Source organism: Bradyrhizobium sp. (assembly GCF_004799405.1).
GTDB lineage: Bacteria > Pseudomonadota > Alphaproteobacteria > Rhizobiales > Xanthobacteraceae > Bradyrhizobium.
The window spans coordinates 21,309-39,275 of record NZ_SSMW01000066.1; the positions used below are offsets into that span (position 1 = coordinate 21,309).

The 17,967-nt window shown below is 62.9% G+C and carries 14 protein-coding genes; 3 read left to right on the plus strand and 11 right to left on the minus strand.

Features of this window, described 5'->3' with window-relative positions; translation table 11 throughout:
- Positions 1-54: 54 nt before the first annotated feature.
- Complete coding sequence (locus E7813_RS10165; RefSeq protein WP_291573389.1) at positions 55-1,452, minus strand: nucleobase:cation symporter-2 family protein; 1,398 nt, start codon at positions 1,450-1,452, stop codon at positions 55-57.
- Between the two features lie 168 nt (positions 1,453-1,620).
- Here E7813_RS10165 and pucL point away from each other — a divergent pair, with 168 nt between their 5' ends.
- Entirely contained in the window at positions 1,621-2,463 is an 843-nt protein-coding gene (gene pucL / locus E7813_RS10170; protein ID WP_291573391.1) for a factor-independent urate hydroxylase, read from the plus strand.
- Positions 2,464-2,693: 230 nt separating this feature from the next.
- Here the strand turns inward: pucL and E7813_RS10175 are convergent, their stop codons facing one another.
- Together E7813_RS10175 and E7813_RS10180 are read right to left on the minus strand one after the other, a co-directional pair.
- Positions 2,694-5,420, minus strand: a complete 2,727-nt coding sequence (locus E7813_RS10175; protein ID WP_291573394.1) for a molybdopterin-dependent oxidoreductase — start codon at positions 5,418-5,420, stop codon at positions 2,694-2,696.
- Positions 5,417-6,238, minus strand: a complete 822-nt coding sequence (locus E7813_RS10180; RefSeq protein ID WP_291573396.1) for an FAD binding domain-containing protein — start codon at positions 6,236-6,238, stop codon at positions 5,417-5,419. The genes E7813_RS10175 and E7813_RS10180 overlap by 4 nt, the downstream gene beginning before the upstream one ends.
- A 154-nt stretch (positions 6,239-6,392) precedes the next feature.
- Here E7813_RS10180 and E7813_RS10185 point away from each other — a divergent pair, with 154 nt between their 5' ends.
- Positions 6,393-7,739: an 8-oxoguanine deaminase gene (locus E7813_RS10185; protein ID WP_291573397.1), complete on the plus strand. Its 1,347-nt coding sequence runs from the start codon at positions 6,393-6,395 to the stop codon at positions 7,737-7,739.
- A 72-nt stretch (positions 7,740-7,811) separates the two neighbouring features.
- On the opposite strand, the gene E7813_RS10190 is transcribed toward E7813_RS10185, so the two are convergent.
- From E7813_RS10190 to E7813_RS10205, 4 genes are all read right to left on the minus strand, one after another.
- Positions 7,812-8,891, minus strand: a complete 1,080-nt coding sequence (locus E7813_RS10190; protein WP_291573399.1) for a BMP family ABC transporter substrate-binding protein — start codon at positions 8,889-8,891, stop codon at positions 7,812-7,814.
- Between the two features lie 74 nt (positions 8,892-8,965).
- The gene (locus tag E7813_RS10195) at positions 8,966-9,883 is read right to left on the minus strand and encodes an ABC transporter permease (protein ID WP_291573401.1); all 918 of its coding nucleotides are present in this window, start codon (positions 9,881-9,883) and stop codon (positions 8,966-8,968) included.
- A complete protein-coding gene (locus E7813_RS10200; protein ID WP_291573403.1) occupies positions 9,870-10,961 on the minus strand; it encodes an ABC transporter permease in 1,092 nt (363 codons plus the stop codon). The genes E7813_RS10195 and E7813_RS10200 overlap by 14 nt, the downstream gene beginning before the upstream one ends.
- Positions 10,945-12,507, minus strand: a complete 1,563-nt coding sequence (locus tag E7813_RS10205; RefSeq protein WP_291573404.1) for an ABC transporter ATP-binding protein — start codon at positions 12,505-12,507, stop codon at positions 10,945-10,947. Before E7813_RS10205 ends, E7813_RS10200 begins: the two co-directional genes overlap by 17 nt.
- A 563-nt stretch (positions 12,508-13,070) precedes the next feature.
- On the opposite strand from E7813_RS10205, the gene E7813_RS10210 reads away from it, so the two are divergent.
- Positions 13,071-14,198, plus strand: a complete 1,128-nt coding sequence (locus tag E7813_RS10210; RefSeq protein ID WP_291573441.1) for a hypothetical protein — start codon at positions 13,071-13,073, stop codon at positions 14,196-14,198.
- 107 nt (positions 14,199-14,305) lie between these two features.
- Here the strand turns inward: E7813_RS10210 and E7813_RS10215 are convergent, their stop codons facing one another.
- Genes E7813_RS10215 through E7813_RS10230 form a run of 4 tightly spaced genes read right to left on the minus strand, consistent with a single transcriptional unit; the run spans position 14,306 to position 17,966 of the window.
- The gene (locus E7813_RS10215; protein WP_291573405.1) at positions 14,306-14,806 is read right to left on the minus strand and encodes a nucleoside deaminase; all 501 of its coding nucleotides are present in this window, start codon (positions 14,804-14,806) and stop codon (positions 14,306-14,308) included.
- Positions 14,806-16,338, minus strand: a complete 1,533-nt coding sequence (locus E7813_RS10220) for an ABC transporter ATP-binding protein (protein ID WP_291573406.1) — start codon at positions 16,336-16,338, stop codon at positions 14,806-14,808. The genes E7813_RS10215 and E7813_RS10220 overlap by 1 nt, the downstream gene beginning before the upstream one ends.
- Complete coding sequence (locus E7813_RS10225; RefSeq protein ID WP_291573408.1) at positions 16,335-17,018, minus strand: isochorismatase family cysteine hydrolase; 684 nt, start codon at positions 17,016-17,018, stop codon at positions 16,335-16,337. Before E7813_RS10225 ends, E7813_RS10220 begins: the two co-directional genes overlap by 4 nt.
- Before the next feature lie 21 nt (positions 17,019-17,039).
- Positions 17,040-17,966, minus strand: a complete 927-nt coding sequence (locus E7813_RS10230; RefSeq protein ID WP_291573410.1) for an ABC transporter permease — start codon at positions 17,964-17,966, stop codon at positions 17,040-17,042.
- Position 17,967: the final 1 nt, after the last annotated feature.

The following is a 17,967-nucleotide window of genomic DNA, read 5'->3' on the forward strand; positions in this document are numbered from 1 at the left end:
TTTATCATGGGGCGCGCATTCGCGCGGCCCGTTGGCTCGCAATGACGTTTTCTCTCACACGTGCTGCGCCGATGCGGCCGCCGACGCGGCATCGGCTTGCGCCGCGGCGCTGCTGCCGATGCCGTTGAAGAACGCGTTCAGGATCACCGCGACCAGCGCGCACAGCAGAATGCCCGACTCCAGCAAGGGCTGCAGGTCGTGCGGCAGGTTGCGGAAGAAGTTCGGCGCCGCCAGCGGGATCATGCCGAAGCCGACCGAAATCGCCACCACGAACAGGTTGTAGCGGTTGTTCTTGAAATCGACCGCGGTGAGGATCCTCGCGCCGGTCGCGGCGACCATCCCGAACATCACCAGGCCGGCGCCGCCGAGCACCACCAGCGGCACCGCCTCCACCAGCGCCGCCATCTTCGGCAGCAAACCGAGAACCAGCATGATCGCGCCGCCGGTGACGGTCACCCAGCGCGATCGTACCCCGGTGACGCTGACGAGACCGACGTTCTGCGAGAACGAGGTATAGGGGAACGTATTGAACAGACCGCCGAGCACGGTACCGACGCCGTCGGCGCGCAACCCCCGGGTCAGCGCGTCGCGGTCAATGGTCTTGCCGGTGATTTCGCCGAGCGCCAGGAACATCCCGAGCGATTCAATCATCACCACGATCATCACGATGCACATCGTGATGATAGGCACGAGGTGGAATTGCGGAATGCCGAAATGCAGCGGGATCACGATGTCGCCCCAGGGTGCTGCCGCAACCTTTTCGAAATGCATCACACCCAGCACGCTTGCCAGGATCGCGCCGGCGACGATGCCGAGCAATACCGAGACGTTGGCGACGAAACCCGAGCCCCATTTGATCAGGCCGAGAATGATCAACAGCACGAACAGGGCGACGCCGAGCCCCTGCAACTGGCCATAGCCCGGGTTCGGGAATGCACCGGGAACGCCCTCGACGACTCTGGTCAGGGTCGGCAGGCCGCCGCCGGCCCAGTTGATACCCACTCGCATCAACGAGATGCCGATCACCAGAATGATCGTCCCGGTTACGACGGCGGGAAACAGCGGCAGCAGCCGGCTGATGAAAGGAGCGGCAATAATGCCGAAGATTCCGGCAGCTATAACCGATCCGTAGATGCCGAGCAGGCCGATATCGGGGGCTGCCGCCATCGATAGCATCGGTCCGACCGAGGCGAAGGTGACGCCCATCATGACCGGCAGGCGAATGCCTACACCGGGGAAGCCGATGCACTGCACCAGCGTGGCGACGCCACAGGCGAACAAATCGGCGCTGATCAGGAAAGCAACGTCTTCCGGCGATAATTTCAGCGCGCGGCCAATGATCAAGGGAACCGCGACCGCGCCGGCATACATGACCAACACGTGTTGCAGACCGAGTACCAGCAAGCGGGGGGTAGGCAGGATTTCGTCGACCGGATGCACGGCGGTATTCATGATTTCCCCTTCAATATGGGCGTTGGCAATGCTCAACTAGCCGGACCGATACAAGGCTCGTGCCAAGGGCGCGCCGGTTTGCGCACCCCATGGCACGAACGTTGCTCGTTCCCAGGCCGGACGGCGATCGAAATCCCGGGTGCCGGCTGAAACTGTGGAGGTTCGCGCGTGCCGCTCATCAAGAACAAGTACGGAAAAGGCCGGGTTCGCGTCATGCGGATTCACCGCGATGGCGACAGGCATGAGGTCAGCCAGCTCAACGTCAAGGCGATGATCGAGGGCGACTTTGCCCGGGCCTATACCCATGCCGACAATTCCACCGCGGTCTCGACCGATACCATCAAGAACGTCGTCAATATCGTCGCCCGGGAAAACACCGGGCTTTCGACCGAGGAATTTTGCCAGGTGCTGGCGAAAAAATACCTCGACAGCTATCCGCAAATCGCATCGGTGGCCGTCACCGCGCATGAAACCAAATGGAGCCGGCTGAGCTTTGGCGGCAAGCCGCATCCCCACAGTTTCGTTCTCGACGGCAATGGCAAGCCGTTTGTCGAGGCCACCGCGACGCGCGCCGGCGCGACGACGCTGGCATCGGGTATCGACGGTTTCACCTTCATGAAATCGACCAAGTCGGGCTGGGAGAATTACGTCAAGGATCGCTATACCACGATCGCTCCGACCAACGACCGGATGTGCGCAACCAGCATGGTGGCATCCTGGAAATGGTCGGCCAAGCCTGCGAACTATCCCGCTACCAATGCGAAAATCCTCGATACGGTGCTGGAGGTGTTCAGCACCACCTACAGTTCGAGCGTGCAGGACAGCCTGTATCGCATGGGCGAAGCCGCACTTGCCGCGGTGCCGGAGATTTCCGAAATCAGCATGGCTTGTCCGAACATCCACTTCATCCTGATGAACCTGTCGGCGTTCGGGATGGATAACAACAACGATGTGTTCCTGCCGACCGACGAGCCACACGGCCAGATCGAATGCACGGTCGGGCGGGGATGATTTTCTGACATCGTGCGTGCGGAGAGACCCCCACCCCAACCCTCCCCCGCAAGCGGGAGAGGGAGAGAAACGCGTCTGCGGTGCGCATGAACCGGAACGCGGATATTAGTTCTATTTGTTGGTCGATGTGCGCGCGACTCCCACTGTGTGAACGGTGAGCCCCCTCTCCCGCACTTGCGGGGGAGGGTTGGGGTGGGGGCTCTCGAAACGCAATCGCTGCAGCGACCAAATCACGTCTTTCCAAATTTCTCATGCAGCAGCGGAAACAGCCGGTCCGGCTTGAACGGCACCGCCGTGAAGCGAATGCCGGTGGCGTCCGCCAGCGCGTTGCCGAGCGCGGCTGCGACCGGATTATAGGGGCTTTCGCTCATCGATTTGGCGCCCATCGGACCGATTGAGTCGGTGGTGTCGGCGAAATAGACTTCGGTGCGTGGAATATCCGCAAATGACGGCAGATGGTAATCGCGGAATTTCGGGTTCATTACGCGCCCGCTATCGTCGATGACCATCTCCTCATAAAGCGTGGCGCCGAGCGACTGCGCGACACCGCCCTCGACCTGTCCGCGGCACTGCATCGGATTGGCGACGCGCCCGGCGTCAGCGGCGTGAACGCTTTTCAGAATCTTGATCTCGCCGGTAGCCTTGTTCACCGCGACCCGAAAGCCCTGCACATTGAAGGCGACCGAGCGCGGTGTCCCCGCCGACGTTCCGTTCGCGGTCAGCGTCCGTCCCTGCGCACGCGCCGCCTTGGCGAGCTGGGCGAACGACAGATGTTGCTTGCCGCAAACCACGGAATCGTTTTCGAGCACGCAAATATCGGGATTTGTCCTGGTCGCGGTGGAGGCGAAAACCTTGATATCGTCGGCCAGATGTTCGGCCGCCGCCTGCGTGGCGCGCCCGGCGACGAAGGTCCCGGTGCTGCCATAGGCGCCGGTGTCGTGGCCGCCATGCGCGGTGTCGGATTGCAGCAGGCGGATTTGGTCCACCGTCGTCGCCAGCGCGGTCGCGGCGATCTGGCGATGCACCGTGGAAGTGCCGTTGCCGAATTCCACGGTGCCGACCACCAGTTCAAAGCCGCCATCGTCGCGCAATGAAATCCTGGCGTCGGCGATGTGGCCGTCCGGCGGCACGGTGTCGATCATGGTCAGCGCGATGCCTTCGCCGGTCAGCCAGTCCTCGGACAGTTCGATCTTCGGCGCGTCGGCTTGCATCGCGCGCTCGACCAGATCGAGACACTGGTCGAGCCCGTAGCTGCCATAGAGCACATCGCTATGCTCCGAGCCCGGCGGCGACAGCATCGGATCGCCTTTTTTGATGATGTTGCGGCGGCGGAACTGGTAGGGACTGATGCCGAGGCCTTTGGCCAATTCGTCGATTGCCGCTTCAACCGCGAAAATGGTCTGCGGCAGACCATAGCCGCGGAAAGCGCCGGCTGGAACGGTGTTGGTGTAGGCGGCCACGGCGTCGACTTTCTTGTTTGGGCAATTATAGACGCTGATCGATTCATCGCAGGCGTGAAACAGAACCGGACCTGCGTGATTGCCATAGGCGCCGGTGTTCGAGAGCACCTCCAGCTGCAGTGCCGTGAGGTTTCCGGCTTCATCGGCGCCGGCCGTGACGGTGACGCGCATCGGGTGCCGCGTCGAGGTCGAAATGAACTGCTCTTCGCGGGTCAGCTCGAGCTTGACCGGGCGTCCGGTCTTGAGCGCAGCCAGCGCCAGAATGTCCTCCACCAGCATCTCCTGCTTGCCGCCGAAGCCGCCGCCAACCCGTTCGCAGAACACGCGCACCTTGTCCGGCGCGAGATTGAAGATGTCCGCCAGCGCGCGGCGGGTCAGGAACGGCGTCTGGGTGCTGGAGCGCAGGTTGAGGCAGCCATTGGGATCGACCCAGGCAACGCCGCCATGGGTTTCCAACGCGGCATGCTGCACCCGCTGGGTCGTGAACTTTCCCTGATAGGTAACCGCGGCCTTGGCCAGCGCGGCGGCGACATCGCCGAACTCGCCGTGGGTTTCGGCGACGATGTTGCGCTCCGCGTTGGCGACGCGATGCTCGCTTGTCTTGTCGGAATGGATCGCGGGCGCGCCCGGGGCAATCGCCTGTGCCGGATCGAACACCGCGGGGAGAATACCGTAATCGACCTTGAGACGGCGGCAGCCTTCTTCCGCAATCGCTTCGCTCTCCGCCACCACGACCGCGACCTTTTGTCCGATGAAGCGGACGACAGTATCGAGGATGCGGGTATCGTCCGGATCCATGTCGGCGACTTCGTGCCGCGCGGTCGAGAACAACCGGTCCGGCACGTCTTCATGGGTCAGCACCGCGTGCACGCCGGCTAGCGCCAGCGCCGCGCTCTTGTCGATCGAGACAATCTTTGCATGCGGATACGGCGAGCGCAGCATCTTGATGTGGAGCATGCCCTCGATCGCCACGTCGAAGGTATAGCGCGCCGCACCGCGCACCACGGCCGGCCCGGCGGGCGCAGGCAGGCTGCGGCCGAACGCGGAGCCGGCGGCGGCGTCTTCGATGTTGTTCCTGTTATGCAGCGCGTCCTCGATGGCGCGGTAGCCGGTGCAGCGGCAGATATTGCCCTTCAGCGCCGCGCCGAGATCCTGCCGCTGCGCCTGGTTCAGCGACGCGCAGGTCAGGATCATGCCCGCGGTGCAGAATCCGCACTGAAACGCCTGCGCATCGAGAAACGCCTGCTGCATCGGATGCGCGCCGCCCTCGGGAGCGAGGCCCTCGATCGTGGTGACGGCATGGCCCTCGGCGCGAAACGCCGGGATCAGGCAGGAGTGCACCGGCTCACCGTCGAGCAATACCGTGCAGGCGCCGCAGTCACCGGCATCGCAGCCTTTCTTGACGCCGAAATGGCCGAGCTGGCGCAGGAAGGTCCGCAGGCACTGTCCGGCATGCGGCGTTTGTGAGAATTCCTTGCCGTTGATCTGATAGCTCATCGCGTGCCCGCAAGTTCGGCGCGAATCTCCTCAGCCAGACGCAACGTCATGTGCTTGCGCCATGCCGGCTTGCCATGGAGGTCGGTGTGATAGAGTTCGTCGGGAATGCGCTGGAGGATCGAGTCGCGCAATTCGTCTGCGGAAGGCATTTCGGGAAACGAGAATTGGATTGGCCGGACGGTCGATCCCGTCACTGTCAGCGCGAAGCCGCCCTGATGGTCGACGCTGCCGATCAGGAGTGCCGCCGACCGTCCAACCGGTGTCAGCGAGATCTGGCGAAACGCCGAGCGCCGCCTGAGTGCTGCGATCGGAATATCGATTTGCCGCAACAGGTCGCCGGGCGCGAGCACGTTCTGCTGATTGCCGGTGACGAAATCGGCGACATGAACCCGTTGCTCGCTGCCATCGGTCTTCCAGATCGTGCAGCCGCCATCGAGGGCGGCCGTCAGCGCGATCATCGGGCCTGCCGGCAGCGACATGCAGATGTTGCCGCCGACGGTCGCCGTCTTCCAGATCTTGAACGACGCCAGAAACGCCCGGCAGCACTGGTTGATCAGCGGCGAGGCGATCCAGTCGGAAGGGCAGGGATGCCCATCAAGTTGCGCGACGGTGCAGGTAGCGGCGATCGTCAGATGGGTTGGGCCGACCGTAAGCGCCGGCCATTTGAGATCGGCCAGATCGATCAGCCGGGTGAGATGGACCTGCGGTTCCGAGAACAGCCAGGTCCCGCCCGCGAGCCAAGCATCGCCTGCCATCCAAATGGGCAGCTCTTCCCGCGTCGTGGGATGCGCGACCTCGGTGACGGTATTCAAATCCATGGATACGCTTGTCGTTTCAATGCGATGAGTGTTCTTGTAGAAGTCTTGCAAGACGGACGCCAACTCGGCCGGACATTCGGGCTGGTCCCTGAATTGCAAGTGCCTGAATTGCAAGTGGGTTTAGGAAACCAATAGCCTGGAGATGCAACCTGCCATGAACCAAACCCAGGCGCTCTGGATCAAGGACCCCCTGGCTATTCTCGCCGAAGGTGCCGAACGCGGCATCGTGGTCCAGAACGGCAGGATCGTCGAACTGGTGCCCAAGGGCGGCCAGCCCGCCACGAGCGCGGCGTTTTTCGAGGCGGGCGACCATGTGGTCCTGCCGGGGCTGATCAATACCCATCATCATTTCTACCAGACGCTGACGCGGGCGCTGCCGGCGGCATTGGATCGCGAGCTGTTTCCGTGGCTGCAGGCGCTCTATCCGGTATGGGCGCGGCTGACGCCGGAATCGCTGGACCTCGGCGTCACCGTGGCGATGTCGGAACTGTTGCTGTCGGGCTGCACCACCACGACCGACCATCACTACGTGTTTCCGGCCGGACTGGAGGACGCCGTCGATATCGAGGTGGCCGTCGCCAAGCGGCTCGGCGTTCGCGTGCTGTTGACCCGCGGCTCGATGAACCGTTCGCAGCGCGACGGCGGATTGCCGCCCGATAGCGTGGTGCAGGACGAAGACACCATCCTCGCCGACAGCGAACGCGTGGTCGCCAGGCATCACCAGCGCGGTGAGGACGCCATGGTGCAGATCGCGCTGGCGCCCTGTTCGCCGTTTTCGGTGACGACCTCGCTGATGAGCGCGACGGCAGCGTTGGCCGGCAAGCTCGATGTCCGGCTGCATACCCATCTGGCGGAAACCGAGGACGAGAACAAATTCTGCGAGCAGATGCATGGCTGCCGGCCGCTGGATTATCTCGAGCAATGCGGCTGGCTCAATGCGCGGACATGGCTTGCCCACGGCATCCATTTCAACGCGGCCGAGATCAAGCGCCTCGGCAAGGCCGGGATCACGATCAGCCATTGCGCCTGCAGCAACCAGATTCTGGCGTCCGGCTGCTGCCCGGTCTGCGACATGGAAGAAGCCGGGGTGGGAATAGGGCTTGGCGTCGATGGCTCGGCCTCGAACGATGAATCCAACCTGATGCAGGAGGTGCGGGCCGCGTTCCTGCTGCAGCGGGCCCGCTACGGCGTCGGCCGCGTCAGCCACAAGGACGCGCTGCGATGGGCGACCAAAGGCTCCGCCGCCTGCGTCGGCCGTCCCGAACTCGGTGAAATCGCGGTCGGGAGAATGGCGGATCTGGCGTTGTTCAAGCTCGACGAATTGCGCTTCTCCGGCCACGGCGACCCGCTGGCGGCTTTGGTGCTGTGCGGCGCGCACCACGCCGACCGCGTGATGGTCGGCGGACACTGGGTGGTGAAAGACGGCGCGATTCCCGGTCTGGATGTGCCCGACCTGATCCACCGTCACAGCGCCGCCGCGCATGCCATGCATCGGCGATGAGGCCACAAGCTTCCAGTAAAAAGGTCCGGGCGTTTGGCGCCCGGACCTTTCGGCTTCGATGGTGCCCGGCCGTTACTTGCCGGGAATCGTGTCGTCGATGCCCTTGACGTAGAAGTTCATGCCGAGCACCTGGCCGTCGGCGAGATGGTCGCCGCCCTTGCACTCAACTTCCTTGCCGTCCTGGCCCATCACCGGGCATTTGAACGGAAACAGCTTGCCGTCGGTGATGGCGGCCTCGGTGTCCATCGCCAGTTTCTTCACGTCGTCGGGCATGTTGGTGTAGGGCGCCATCACCACCATCTTCGACTTCAACCCGCCCCAGGTATCTTCCGACGCCCACTTGCCGTCGAGTTCGGCCCTGACGCGGTCGATGTAGTAGGGCGCCCAATTATCCATGATCGAGGTGAGCTGCGCCTTGGGTCCGAACTTGATCATTTCGGAATCCTGGCCGAACGCCAGCTTGCCGCGCTCGGATGCGATCTGCATCGCCGCCGGTGAGTCGGTGTGCTGCATGATCACGTCGGCGCCCTGGTCGAGCAGCGCCTTGGCGGCGTCAGCTTCCTTGCCGGGATCGAACCAGGAGTTGGCCCAGATGATCTTGACCTTGATGTTGGGATTGATGGTCTGCGCGCCGAGGATGGTGGCGTTGATGCCCGAGATGACTTCCGGGATCGGGAACGAACCGATGTAGCCGAGCACGCCGGATTTCGACATCTTGGCCGCGATCACGCCCTGGATGTAACGGCCCTCGTAGAACCGGCCGGAATAAGTCGACATGTTCTTGTCGCGCTTGTAGCCGGTAGCGTGCTCGAAATGCACGTTGGGATATTTCTTGGCCACTTTCAGCGTCGGTTCCATGTAGCCGAACGAGGTGGTGAAGATCAGCTTGTTGCCGGCGCGCACCAGTTGTTCGATCGAACGCTCCGAATCCGGACCCTCGCTGACGTTTTCGAGGAACGTGGTTTCGATCTTGTCGCCGAATTCCTTGACCAGCGCCTGGCGCGCAAGTTCGTGCTGGTAGGTCCAGCCGAGGTCGCCGATCGGCCCAAGATAGATAAATCCGACTTTAAGCTTGTCGGCAGCGGAAGCGCTGAACAGGCTCGCGCCGGCCGTAAGCAACACCGCCGTTGCTGCGATGAGAATTTTTCTCATAGGTTTCTCCTGACACTAAGGGGTGGACTGGCTGTCCCGGTGCGCCCGCGCCCCATCGCGCGCGCCTCGGGTATTTATCGATCGGGCACGAATACCGTGCCCAAGGCTGCGGGCGCGGTGGAACCGCCGGTTCTTGCGCGCGAAATCAGGACGAGCACGATGACGGTTGCAAGATACGGCAGCGCCGACATGAACTGCGATGGGATGCCGAGGCCGAGCCCTTGCGCGTGCAATTGCAGGATCGTCACTGCGCCGAACAGGTACGCCCCGATCACGAGACGGGCCGGCCGCCAGGATGAGAACACCACGAGCGCGAGCGCGATCCAGCCGCGGCCCGCAGTCATCCCGGGGATGAAGAACGGCGTATAGGCCAGCGGCAGATAGGCTCCGGCGAGGCCGGCGCAGGCGCCGCCGAACATCACCGCGAACATTCGGATCTTGAGCACCGGGTATCCCAGCGCGTGCGCCGAAACGTGATTGTCGCCGACGGCCCGTAGCACCAGCCCTGCCCGGGTCCGGTACAGAAACAGCCAGACCCCGATCACGAGCGCCAGCGAGAAATAGATGAAGGCGTCCTCGCCGAACAGGATGCGCCCGACCAGCGGAATATCGGTCAGGCCGGGAATGTGGAGATGCGGAGCCGGCGTAATTCTCTCGCCGACGAAGCCGGCGCCGATCAGGCCGGACAGCCCGATGCCGAGAATGGTGAGCGCAAGACCGGTGGCAACCTGGTTGACGGCAAGTCCCAGCGTCATCACCGCAAAGATAAGCGACAGCAGCGTGCCTGCGACGATGCCGCAGGCTGCACCAATGATGGTGGAGCCGGTAAGCCAGGCGCCGCCGAATCCGCAAGCCGCGCCCACGATCATCATGCCCTCGACGCCAAGGTTGAGCACGCCGGCGCGCTCGGTCACCAGTTCCCCGGTGGCGGCGATCAATAGCGGCGTCGACGCCGCGAGCACCGACAGGATGATGGCCTCAAGCAGTTCCACTGGACACCTTTGGCGACGGGAAAATCAGCCGGAAGCGGTAGAGGATGAGCGAGTCGCAGGCGAGCACGTAGAACAGCAAAATGCCCTGAAACACCTTGGTCACGTCCAACGGGATTTTCATCGCGATCTGGGCCTGCTCGCCGCCAATGAAGGTGAGTGCGAGGAAAAGGCCTGCAATTAATATTCCAATTGGGTTCAAGCGCCCGAGAAAGGCGACGATGATGGCGGTGAAGCCATAGCCCGGCGAAATGCCCGGCTGCAGATGTCCGACCGGACCGGCCACCTCGATGATCCCGGCAAGCCCGGCCAGCGCGCCCGACATGGCGAAGGTCAGGAGGATCAACTGGTCGGAATTGAACCCTCCAAAACGCGCCGCGCGGGGGGCGGCGCCGACCACGCGAATTTCGAAGCCCTTGATGGTCTTGCCAAGCAGCACGGTCGCCGCGGCAACTACCAGAAGCGCGATAATCGCGCCAAGGTGCAGCCGGCCGCCTTCGATCAGAACCGGCACCGTTGCGACCGGATCGAACTCGGCGGTGGTCGGGAAATTGAACCCGGCCGGATCGCGCCACGGACCGCGCACCAGATAATCCAGGAAAAGATCCGCCACATAGACCAGCATCAGGCTGGTCAGGATTTCGCTGGCGCCGAACCGGACCTTGCAGATCGCCGGGATCAACGCATAAAGCGCGCCCGCCACCGCGCCGAGCAGCAGCATGGCGGGCATCACCCAGTACCCTGCGCCGGTGCCTTGTGTCTTGACCGCGAGCCAACTGCCGGCGACGGCGCCGATCAGAAACTGGCCTTCGGCCCCGATGTTCCAGACATTGGCGAGATAGCACAGCGACAGGCCGATGCCGATCATGACCAAAGGCGTCGCCTTCACCGCGATTTCCTGCAGCGAATAGCTGTCGGTCAGGGGATCGATGAAGTAGACGCCGAGCGCCAGAATCGGGTTCTTGCCGAGAATCGCGAACAGAATGCTCATGGTCACGATGGTCAGGCCGATCGCGATCAGCGGCGAGACCAGCGCGATGGTGGTGGATCGCTCGGCGCGTTTTTCAAGCACCAACTGCATGAGCCGTTTCCTTCTGCGTCAGACTGCTGCCGCCCATCAACAGGCCGAGCTTCTCGCGATTGGCGTCCGCGGTCGGCAGCGGCTCCGAGAGATGTCCATGGAACATCACCGCGATCCGGTCGGTGATCTCGGCGAGTTCATCGAGGTCCTGGCTGGTGACGAGCACGGCAGCACCGCTGGCGGCAAGATCGAGCAGTGCCTGACGGATCACCGCGGCCGCGCCCGCGTCAACGCCCCAGGTCGGCTGACTGACGACGAGGACGGCGGGATTGCGCAGGATTTCGCGGCCGACGATGAATTTCTGCAGGTTGCCGCCGGAAAGGCTCGCCGCTTCGGGATCGCGTTTGGCCTTGCGGACGTCGAACGTCTCGGTGGCGCGGTCCACCGTCGATAGCGTCGCGGCGGTGTTGACGAAGCCGTGCTGAACCATGCCGCTGGCGGCGTGACCGGTCAGCAAGGCGTTTTCGGAAAGCTTCATGCGCGGCGCGGTGCCATGGCCCAGCCGTTCTTCAGGCACGAAAGCCGCCCCAAGCCTGCGGCGCTCGGTGATCGTGAGGTGACCGGCGGCGTGGCCGTCGAAGATCACCGTACCGGGGTCTTGCGCCAGGCGCTCCCCCGAAAGCGCCGCAAAAAGCTCGTCCTGGCCGTTACCGGCAACGCCGGCGATGCCCAAGATTTCACCACCCATGAGCTCCAGCGAGATGTGCTGCAGCCGGACTCCATGAGGATCGTCGGGCTCAAGGCAGAGATCGTTGACGACGAGGCGCGGCACCGTGATCTTGCGTCCTGCAGCTGCCTTCACCTCCTTGATATCGGCGCCGACCATCATGCGCGCGAGCGATGCGGCGGTCTCTTGCTGGGGATTGCAGGTCGAAATCTTCTTGCCGCCGCGCAGGATCGTCGCGGTATCGCAAAGCCGTTTCACCTCCTCCAGCTTGTGGCTGATGTAGAGCACGGCGCGGCCTTCGGCCTTGAGGCGCTCCAGCACCACAAAGAGCTGATCGGCCTCCTGCGGCGTCAGCACCGCGGTCGGCTCGTCGAGGATCAGGAATTTTGGATTTTGCATCAGCGCCCGGACGATCTCGATGCGCTGACGCTCGCCGACCGATAGCTGCCAGACCTCGCGCTTTGGATCGAGCGGAAGGCCGTAAACGTTGGACACTTCTTCCAGACGCGCGGACATGTCCTTGAACGATTCTTTGCCGTCGAGACCGAGCGCGACGTTTTCGGCGACGGTCAGGTTGTCGAACAGGGAAAAGTGCTGAAACACCATGCCGATGCCGCGGCTGCGCGCTTCGGACGGTCCGGAGAGGACCATCTTCTCGCCCTGCCAGCGCATCTCGCCGTCGCTCGGCTGAACCAGTCCGTAGATGGTTTTGACCAGCGTCGATTTCCCCGCGCCGTTCTCGCCGAGCAGCGCGTGGATCTGCCGTGGCCAGATATCGATGTCGATCGAGTCATTGGCGAGAAAGGTGCCGTAGCGCTTGGTCAACCCGATAGTCTGGAGCAGGGGCGTGTGCTGGCTGGAGGGCGTCGGATCTAACATTCGCTGTCACGCGTGCGAGGAGAAACGGGTGCCTCAATACTGTGCTAGTTTGCCGACCAGGGTAAGTCTCGAAAAAGCGCCAGTGTTTGCTCAAGTCTTTGGCAAACGATCATTGGGTCGCTTCGCTGCCGATGGGCTTTCGCGAAGTTCGGATCGGCCGCTGTTTTTTCCCCGCTGCGCCTCGGTGTTGCAGAATTGTGACGATCATGGACAAATCGCACCACCCAAGTGAAGTGTGCCGCGATTGTGAGCAGCCGATTTCGTGCAAACAGAACCGTTTTCCCCTCCACCCGATCGGACGGTTTTGATGTCGGTCCTGCGTCCGGATGTTGCAAGAAACTCAATTAAAACGGGCATAACCCGACGATCTTGCATCCCCCAGGCTTGTGCTGTTTGCGGTGCCAAATGCCGCCGACACCTGAAAACAAGCGCTTATGCCGGCCATTCTTGATGAAACTTGCAGCAAGTCTTGGGGAATCTTGAGGCTTCTCACGTGGAACAAACAGCGCAAGGGTCGCCTCAAGGGCTCGATCATTCGATCGTCAAACTTGGGGGTACTTCCGATGTCCTACTGTTACAAGGCAATCGCAGCAGCCGTGCTGTCCTTTGCTGCCATTGCTACCGTCGCGCCAATCAGCCTCGCCAGTGCGGCGGACTTGCCGGTCAAGGTCAAGCCAAAGCCGGTTGCCGATGCGCCGTTCTTCTTCGTGATCGACGACCGGGTGACCTATTCGTGGATGCCCAGGGGTACCGATCCCGGTGCTTATAGCATCCGCCCCGACGGCAGCATCAATGGCACCACTTCGAAGAGCGTCTATTCGTTCACCCACTTCGACGCGTGGGCCTACGGCACCAACTTCTTCACCATCTCGATGTTCAAGTCGGGCCATAACGATCCGGCCTCGCCCTGCACTGAACCGGGAACTCTCATCACCGGCGGCGGCCCGTTTTCAAATTGTGCTGGCGCGACCGAGATCTACGGCCTGTTCCGCAGCACCTTCGGCTGGAACGAAATCTTCAACACCAAGATGTTCACCATGGGTCCGCTGCATAACATTTCGTTCGAAGTCGGCGCCGACGGCAACTCGGAAAACAACTTCCTGGCTCCGGCCAAGCGCGACTTCGTCGCCGGTTTGCAATTCGCCTTCGATCTTCCCTACAAGGGCTACATCAACGTCGCGCCCTTGGCCTATAAGGAAATCAACCACAACGCATTCGATCAGTGTGGTCTCTTTTCTGGTCCTAACATCCCCGGCCTAACCTGCCTGAGCGATGGCAATACGAGCTTCCACACCACCTGGGCAGTTGAAATCAACTACTACATGGATCTCGGCTTCCTGCCGCCAGACTTCCAATATTTCGCTATCAGCGGTCGCGCCGGCTTCTACGGACCGAAGGGCGATGCGAACAGCCTTCCGTTCCTTTCCGGTCCTGGCGTGCTTAGCACCGCAACCAAGACTGAACTCAACAGCGAACCGATCCGTCTGACCTTCGACGCCAGCAAGGCGTTCTGGGGTCCGAAGTACTCGCAATTCGTAACCACCTGGGTTGCCTATCGTTACTGGCAGAACAAGTTCGGCCTCGACCACAGTGCCGAATATGGCGTGTGCAACTATGTAACTAACACCCTGCGCAGCACTAACTCCTGCACCGAATCGACCGTCTACGCCGGTGTGACGGTAAAGTTCTAACCGCCTGACGGGTTCTCCAGGTGAAAAGCGATGGCGCCGCGATGTACCCGCGGCGCCATCTTTCTGTTTGCTGACTTGACGCCTTTAGATGATTGAAGTTCTGGGCGCTATTTGTGCCAGACGCCGGCGTGCAGCGCTTCCGCTTCGTCCTCCAGCAGCGGCCCAACCACTTCGGTGGCCCGCTGGCCGCTCCTGAACACTTCGCGGCAGGGCAGGTCGAGGGTAGGGTTTTCCGGGTGGTTGCCGGTGACCGCGCGCAGCCGGTGTTCGCTCAGCCCGTAGACCAGACGGCCGATGCCGGCCCAGTAGATCGCGCCGGCGCACATCGCACAGGGCTCGGCCGACGAATACAGCGTCGCGTGCTTGAGAATACCCGCATCGAGGGTGGTGCAGGCCTGCGTCGCGAGCAAACGCTCGGCATGCGCGGTGCCGTCATGCGCCGGCATGTAGCCGTTCTCGGCCTCGATCAGCACATTGTGATTCTGGTCGACGAGAATGGCGCCGAACGGATGGTTGCCGTGGGTCAGAGCGCGGCGCGCGACCTCGAACGACCGGCGCAGAAAGTATTGATCGAGTTCGAGCGGGCCAGGATGCGAAACATCGCTCATCAATGTCCCGCCATGTGCCGCCCGATTTCGGTGAGGTTGGCCTCGCTGGCGCGGGTCTCATAGACAAATTCGCCGTGAAACATCACGACCAGGCGATCCGACAGTTCGAGCAACTCGTCGAGGTCCTCGCTCACCAGCAGCACCGCGGCGCCGCGGTTTCGCGCCGCCATGATCTCGGCGTGGATCTGCGCTACCGCGGCGAAATCCAACCCGAAACAGGGGTTGGCGGCGATCAGGACCTCGACGTCGCCGCTCAATTCGCGCGCCAGCACGGCGCGCTGCACATTGCCGCCGGACAGTGCCGCAATCGGCGTGTCGGGGGTGCGGGTCTTGATCTTGTACTGCGCGATCTTGCGGTCGGCGTCGTCGCGGAAGGCGGCACGGTTGAGCCACCAGCCGCCGCTGGCAAACGGTGCGCGGTCGAATTCGCGGAAGGCGACATTGTCGGCAACGCTCATGCCGCCGACGCAGGCATTCTTCAGCGGTTCTTCCGGCAGCAGCGACATCTTGTGGCGGCGCATTTCCTCGCGGTTGGCATGATAGATCTCGCCGGCGACGCGAACTTCTCCGCTTTCGGCCTCGCGCTGGCCCGCCAACACCTCGACCAGTTGCCGCTGGCCGTTGCCGGATACACCGGCAATGCCGACGATTTCGCCGCCGCGGACCGCCAGCGACACGTCATGCACCGCAACTGCGCCGGCATCGTCGAGCGCGTTGAGCTTGCTCAGTTCCAGGCGCGGTTCGCCGACTTGTCCAACGCGCGCCGGTTGTACCGTCAGCTCTTCGGCGCCGATCATCATGCGGGCCATGCTGTCGGGAGTGAGATCGGCGACCTTGCCATGGCCCGCCAGTTTTCCGCGACGAAGGATCGTGACCTCGTCGGCGAATGCCATCACTTCACGGAATTTGTGCGTGATCATCAGGATGGTCAGCCCGTCATTGACGACCATACCGCGCAGCATGCCCAGCACCTCGTCGGCTTCGCCCGGCGTCAGCACCGATGTCGGCTCATCCAAAATCAGAAAGCGCCGCTTCAGGTACAGCTGCTTGAGAATTTCGCATTTTTGCCGCTCGCCGGCCGAAATGTCGGAGACCCTGGCATTGAGCGGCACCTTGAACGGCATGTTCGCCAGGAACGCTTCCAGTTCCAGTTTTTCCCTGGCCCAGTTGACGACCGGAGGAACGTCGTCGCGCGCCAGCACCAGGTTTTCCGCTACCGTCATCGCCGGCACCAGCGTGAAATGCTGGTACACCATGCCGAGGCCGAGCGCGTGGGCGTTCTTCGGATTGGCGATCGCTTGCTCGCGGCCGCCGACCAGGACGTCGCCTTCGGTCGGGTGGTAGTAACCCATGATGCATTTGACCAGCGTGCTCTTGCCGGCGCCGTTTTCGCCGAGCAGCGCATGGAACGAGCCGGGACGCACCTTCAGCTCGACGTTATCCAGTGCGACGAAGTCCCCGAAGCGCATGGTCATGGCGACGGCGTCGACACCAAGCGCGCCGCCCGGCATGGGCACTTCGCCGACGATCATGACAAGGCTCCGATCAGCGCCGAGGAAGTCGCGACCGCGCCGAACACGCCGCCCTGCATCTTGATCATTTTCAGTGCGTGGTCGTGGTTGCTCTTGTCGGTAGCCGCGCAGCAGTCCTCGATCAGCACGCATTCGAAGCCGCGATCGTTGGCCTCCCGCATGGTGGTATGGACGCAGACGTCGGTGGTGATGCCGGTGAGAACGATGTTCTCGATGCCGCGCAGCCGCAGCATCAGCTCGAGGTCGGTGGCGCAGAACGACCCCTTGCCCGGCTTGTCGATGATGGGTTCGCCCGACAGCGGCGCCAGATCCGGAATGATCTCCCAGCCAGCCTCGCCACGGACCAGCACCCGGCCGCAGGGGCCGGGGTCGCCGATTCCGGCGCCGATCTGCCGCGAGCGCCAGCGCTTGTTGGCGGGCAGGTCGGTGAGGTCCGGACGATGCCCCTCGCGGGTATGGAAGATGTGGAAGCCTTGGCCGCGCATCACCGCGAGCAGCCGCTTGATCGGCTCGATCGGCGCGCGCGTCAGCGACAGGTCGTATCCCATTTTGTCGACATAGCCGCCGACACCGCAGAAATCGGTCTGCATGTCGATGATGATCAGCGCGGTATTCTCCGGGCGCAGATCGCCATTATAGGGCCACGCATAGGGCTCGGACTTCAGATAGCGCTCGGCCATGTCACGGTCTCGTCTGTCGGTTCATCGGGTGATCGAAAGTTCGGCGGGTGCGCCGGTCAGGGTGCGTTTCGGCGAGCAGGTGATGATCATGATCGCCAGCGTCAGGATGTAGGGGGCGGCATTGAACAGGTGATATCCGGAAGTGACGCCAACCGATTGCAGCGCCGGCCCGAGCGCCGCGGCGCCGCCAAAGGCCAGCGACGCCCACAGGCACAACATCGGGTCCCACCGGGCAAAGATCACCAGCGCCACCGCGGTGATGCCCTGTCCGCTCGACAGGCCCTCGTTCCAGCTCCCGGGATAGAACAACGACAGGAACGAGCCGCCGATCCCGGCCAGAAAGCCGCCAACCATGGTGGCGCGCAAGCGGATGATCAATACCGAATATCCCATGGCGCGCGCCGCGTCCGAACTCTCGCCGGCCGTGCGGATCAACAGGCCCCAGCGCGTGGCCCGGAACGCCCAGTATAAAATCGGAGCCAGGGCCACGCCGATCAGGAACAACACGTTGATCCGCAATGCCGCGCGAACCTGCGCCACGTCGCTCCACCAGCCGAAATCGATCGCCGGCAGCCGCGGAGCGGTCGGCTCGATCAGCGGCTTGCCGAGATAGAAGGCCAGCCCGGTCCCGAACAGCATCAGGGCAATGCCGACGGCGATGTCGTTGACCCGCGGCAGCGAGCAAATGCCGGCATGCAGCGCCCCGAGCAGCGCGCCGGTCAGGCCGGCGGCAAGCACGCCGAGCCAGGGCGAACCGGTCAGATAAGAGATGCCGTAGGCGCTCATGGCGCCCATCACCAGCGTGCCCTCGAGACCGAGATTGATGCGCCCGGAGCGCTCGGTAATGCACTCGCCAAGGCTGACGAACAGAAACGGCGTGGAGACACGGATCGCCCCACCGAACACCGCCAATGGCACCGTCCAAAGTCCGATGGTTCCGTCAGCCATG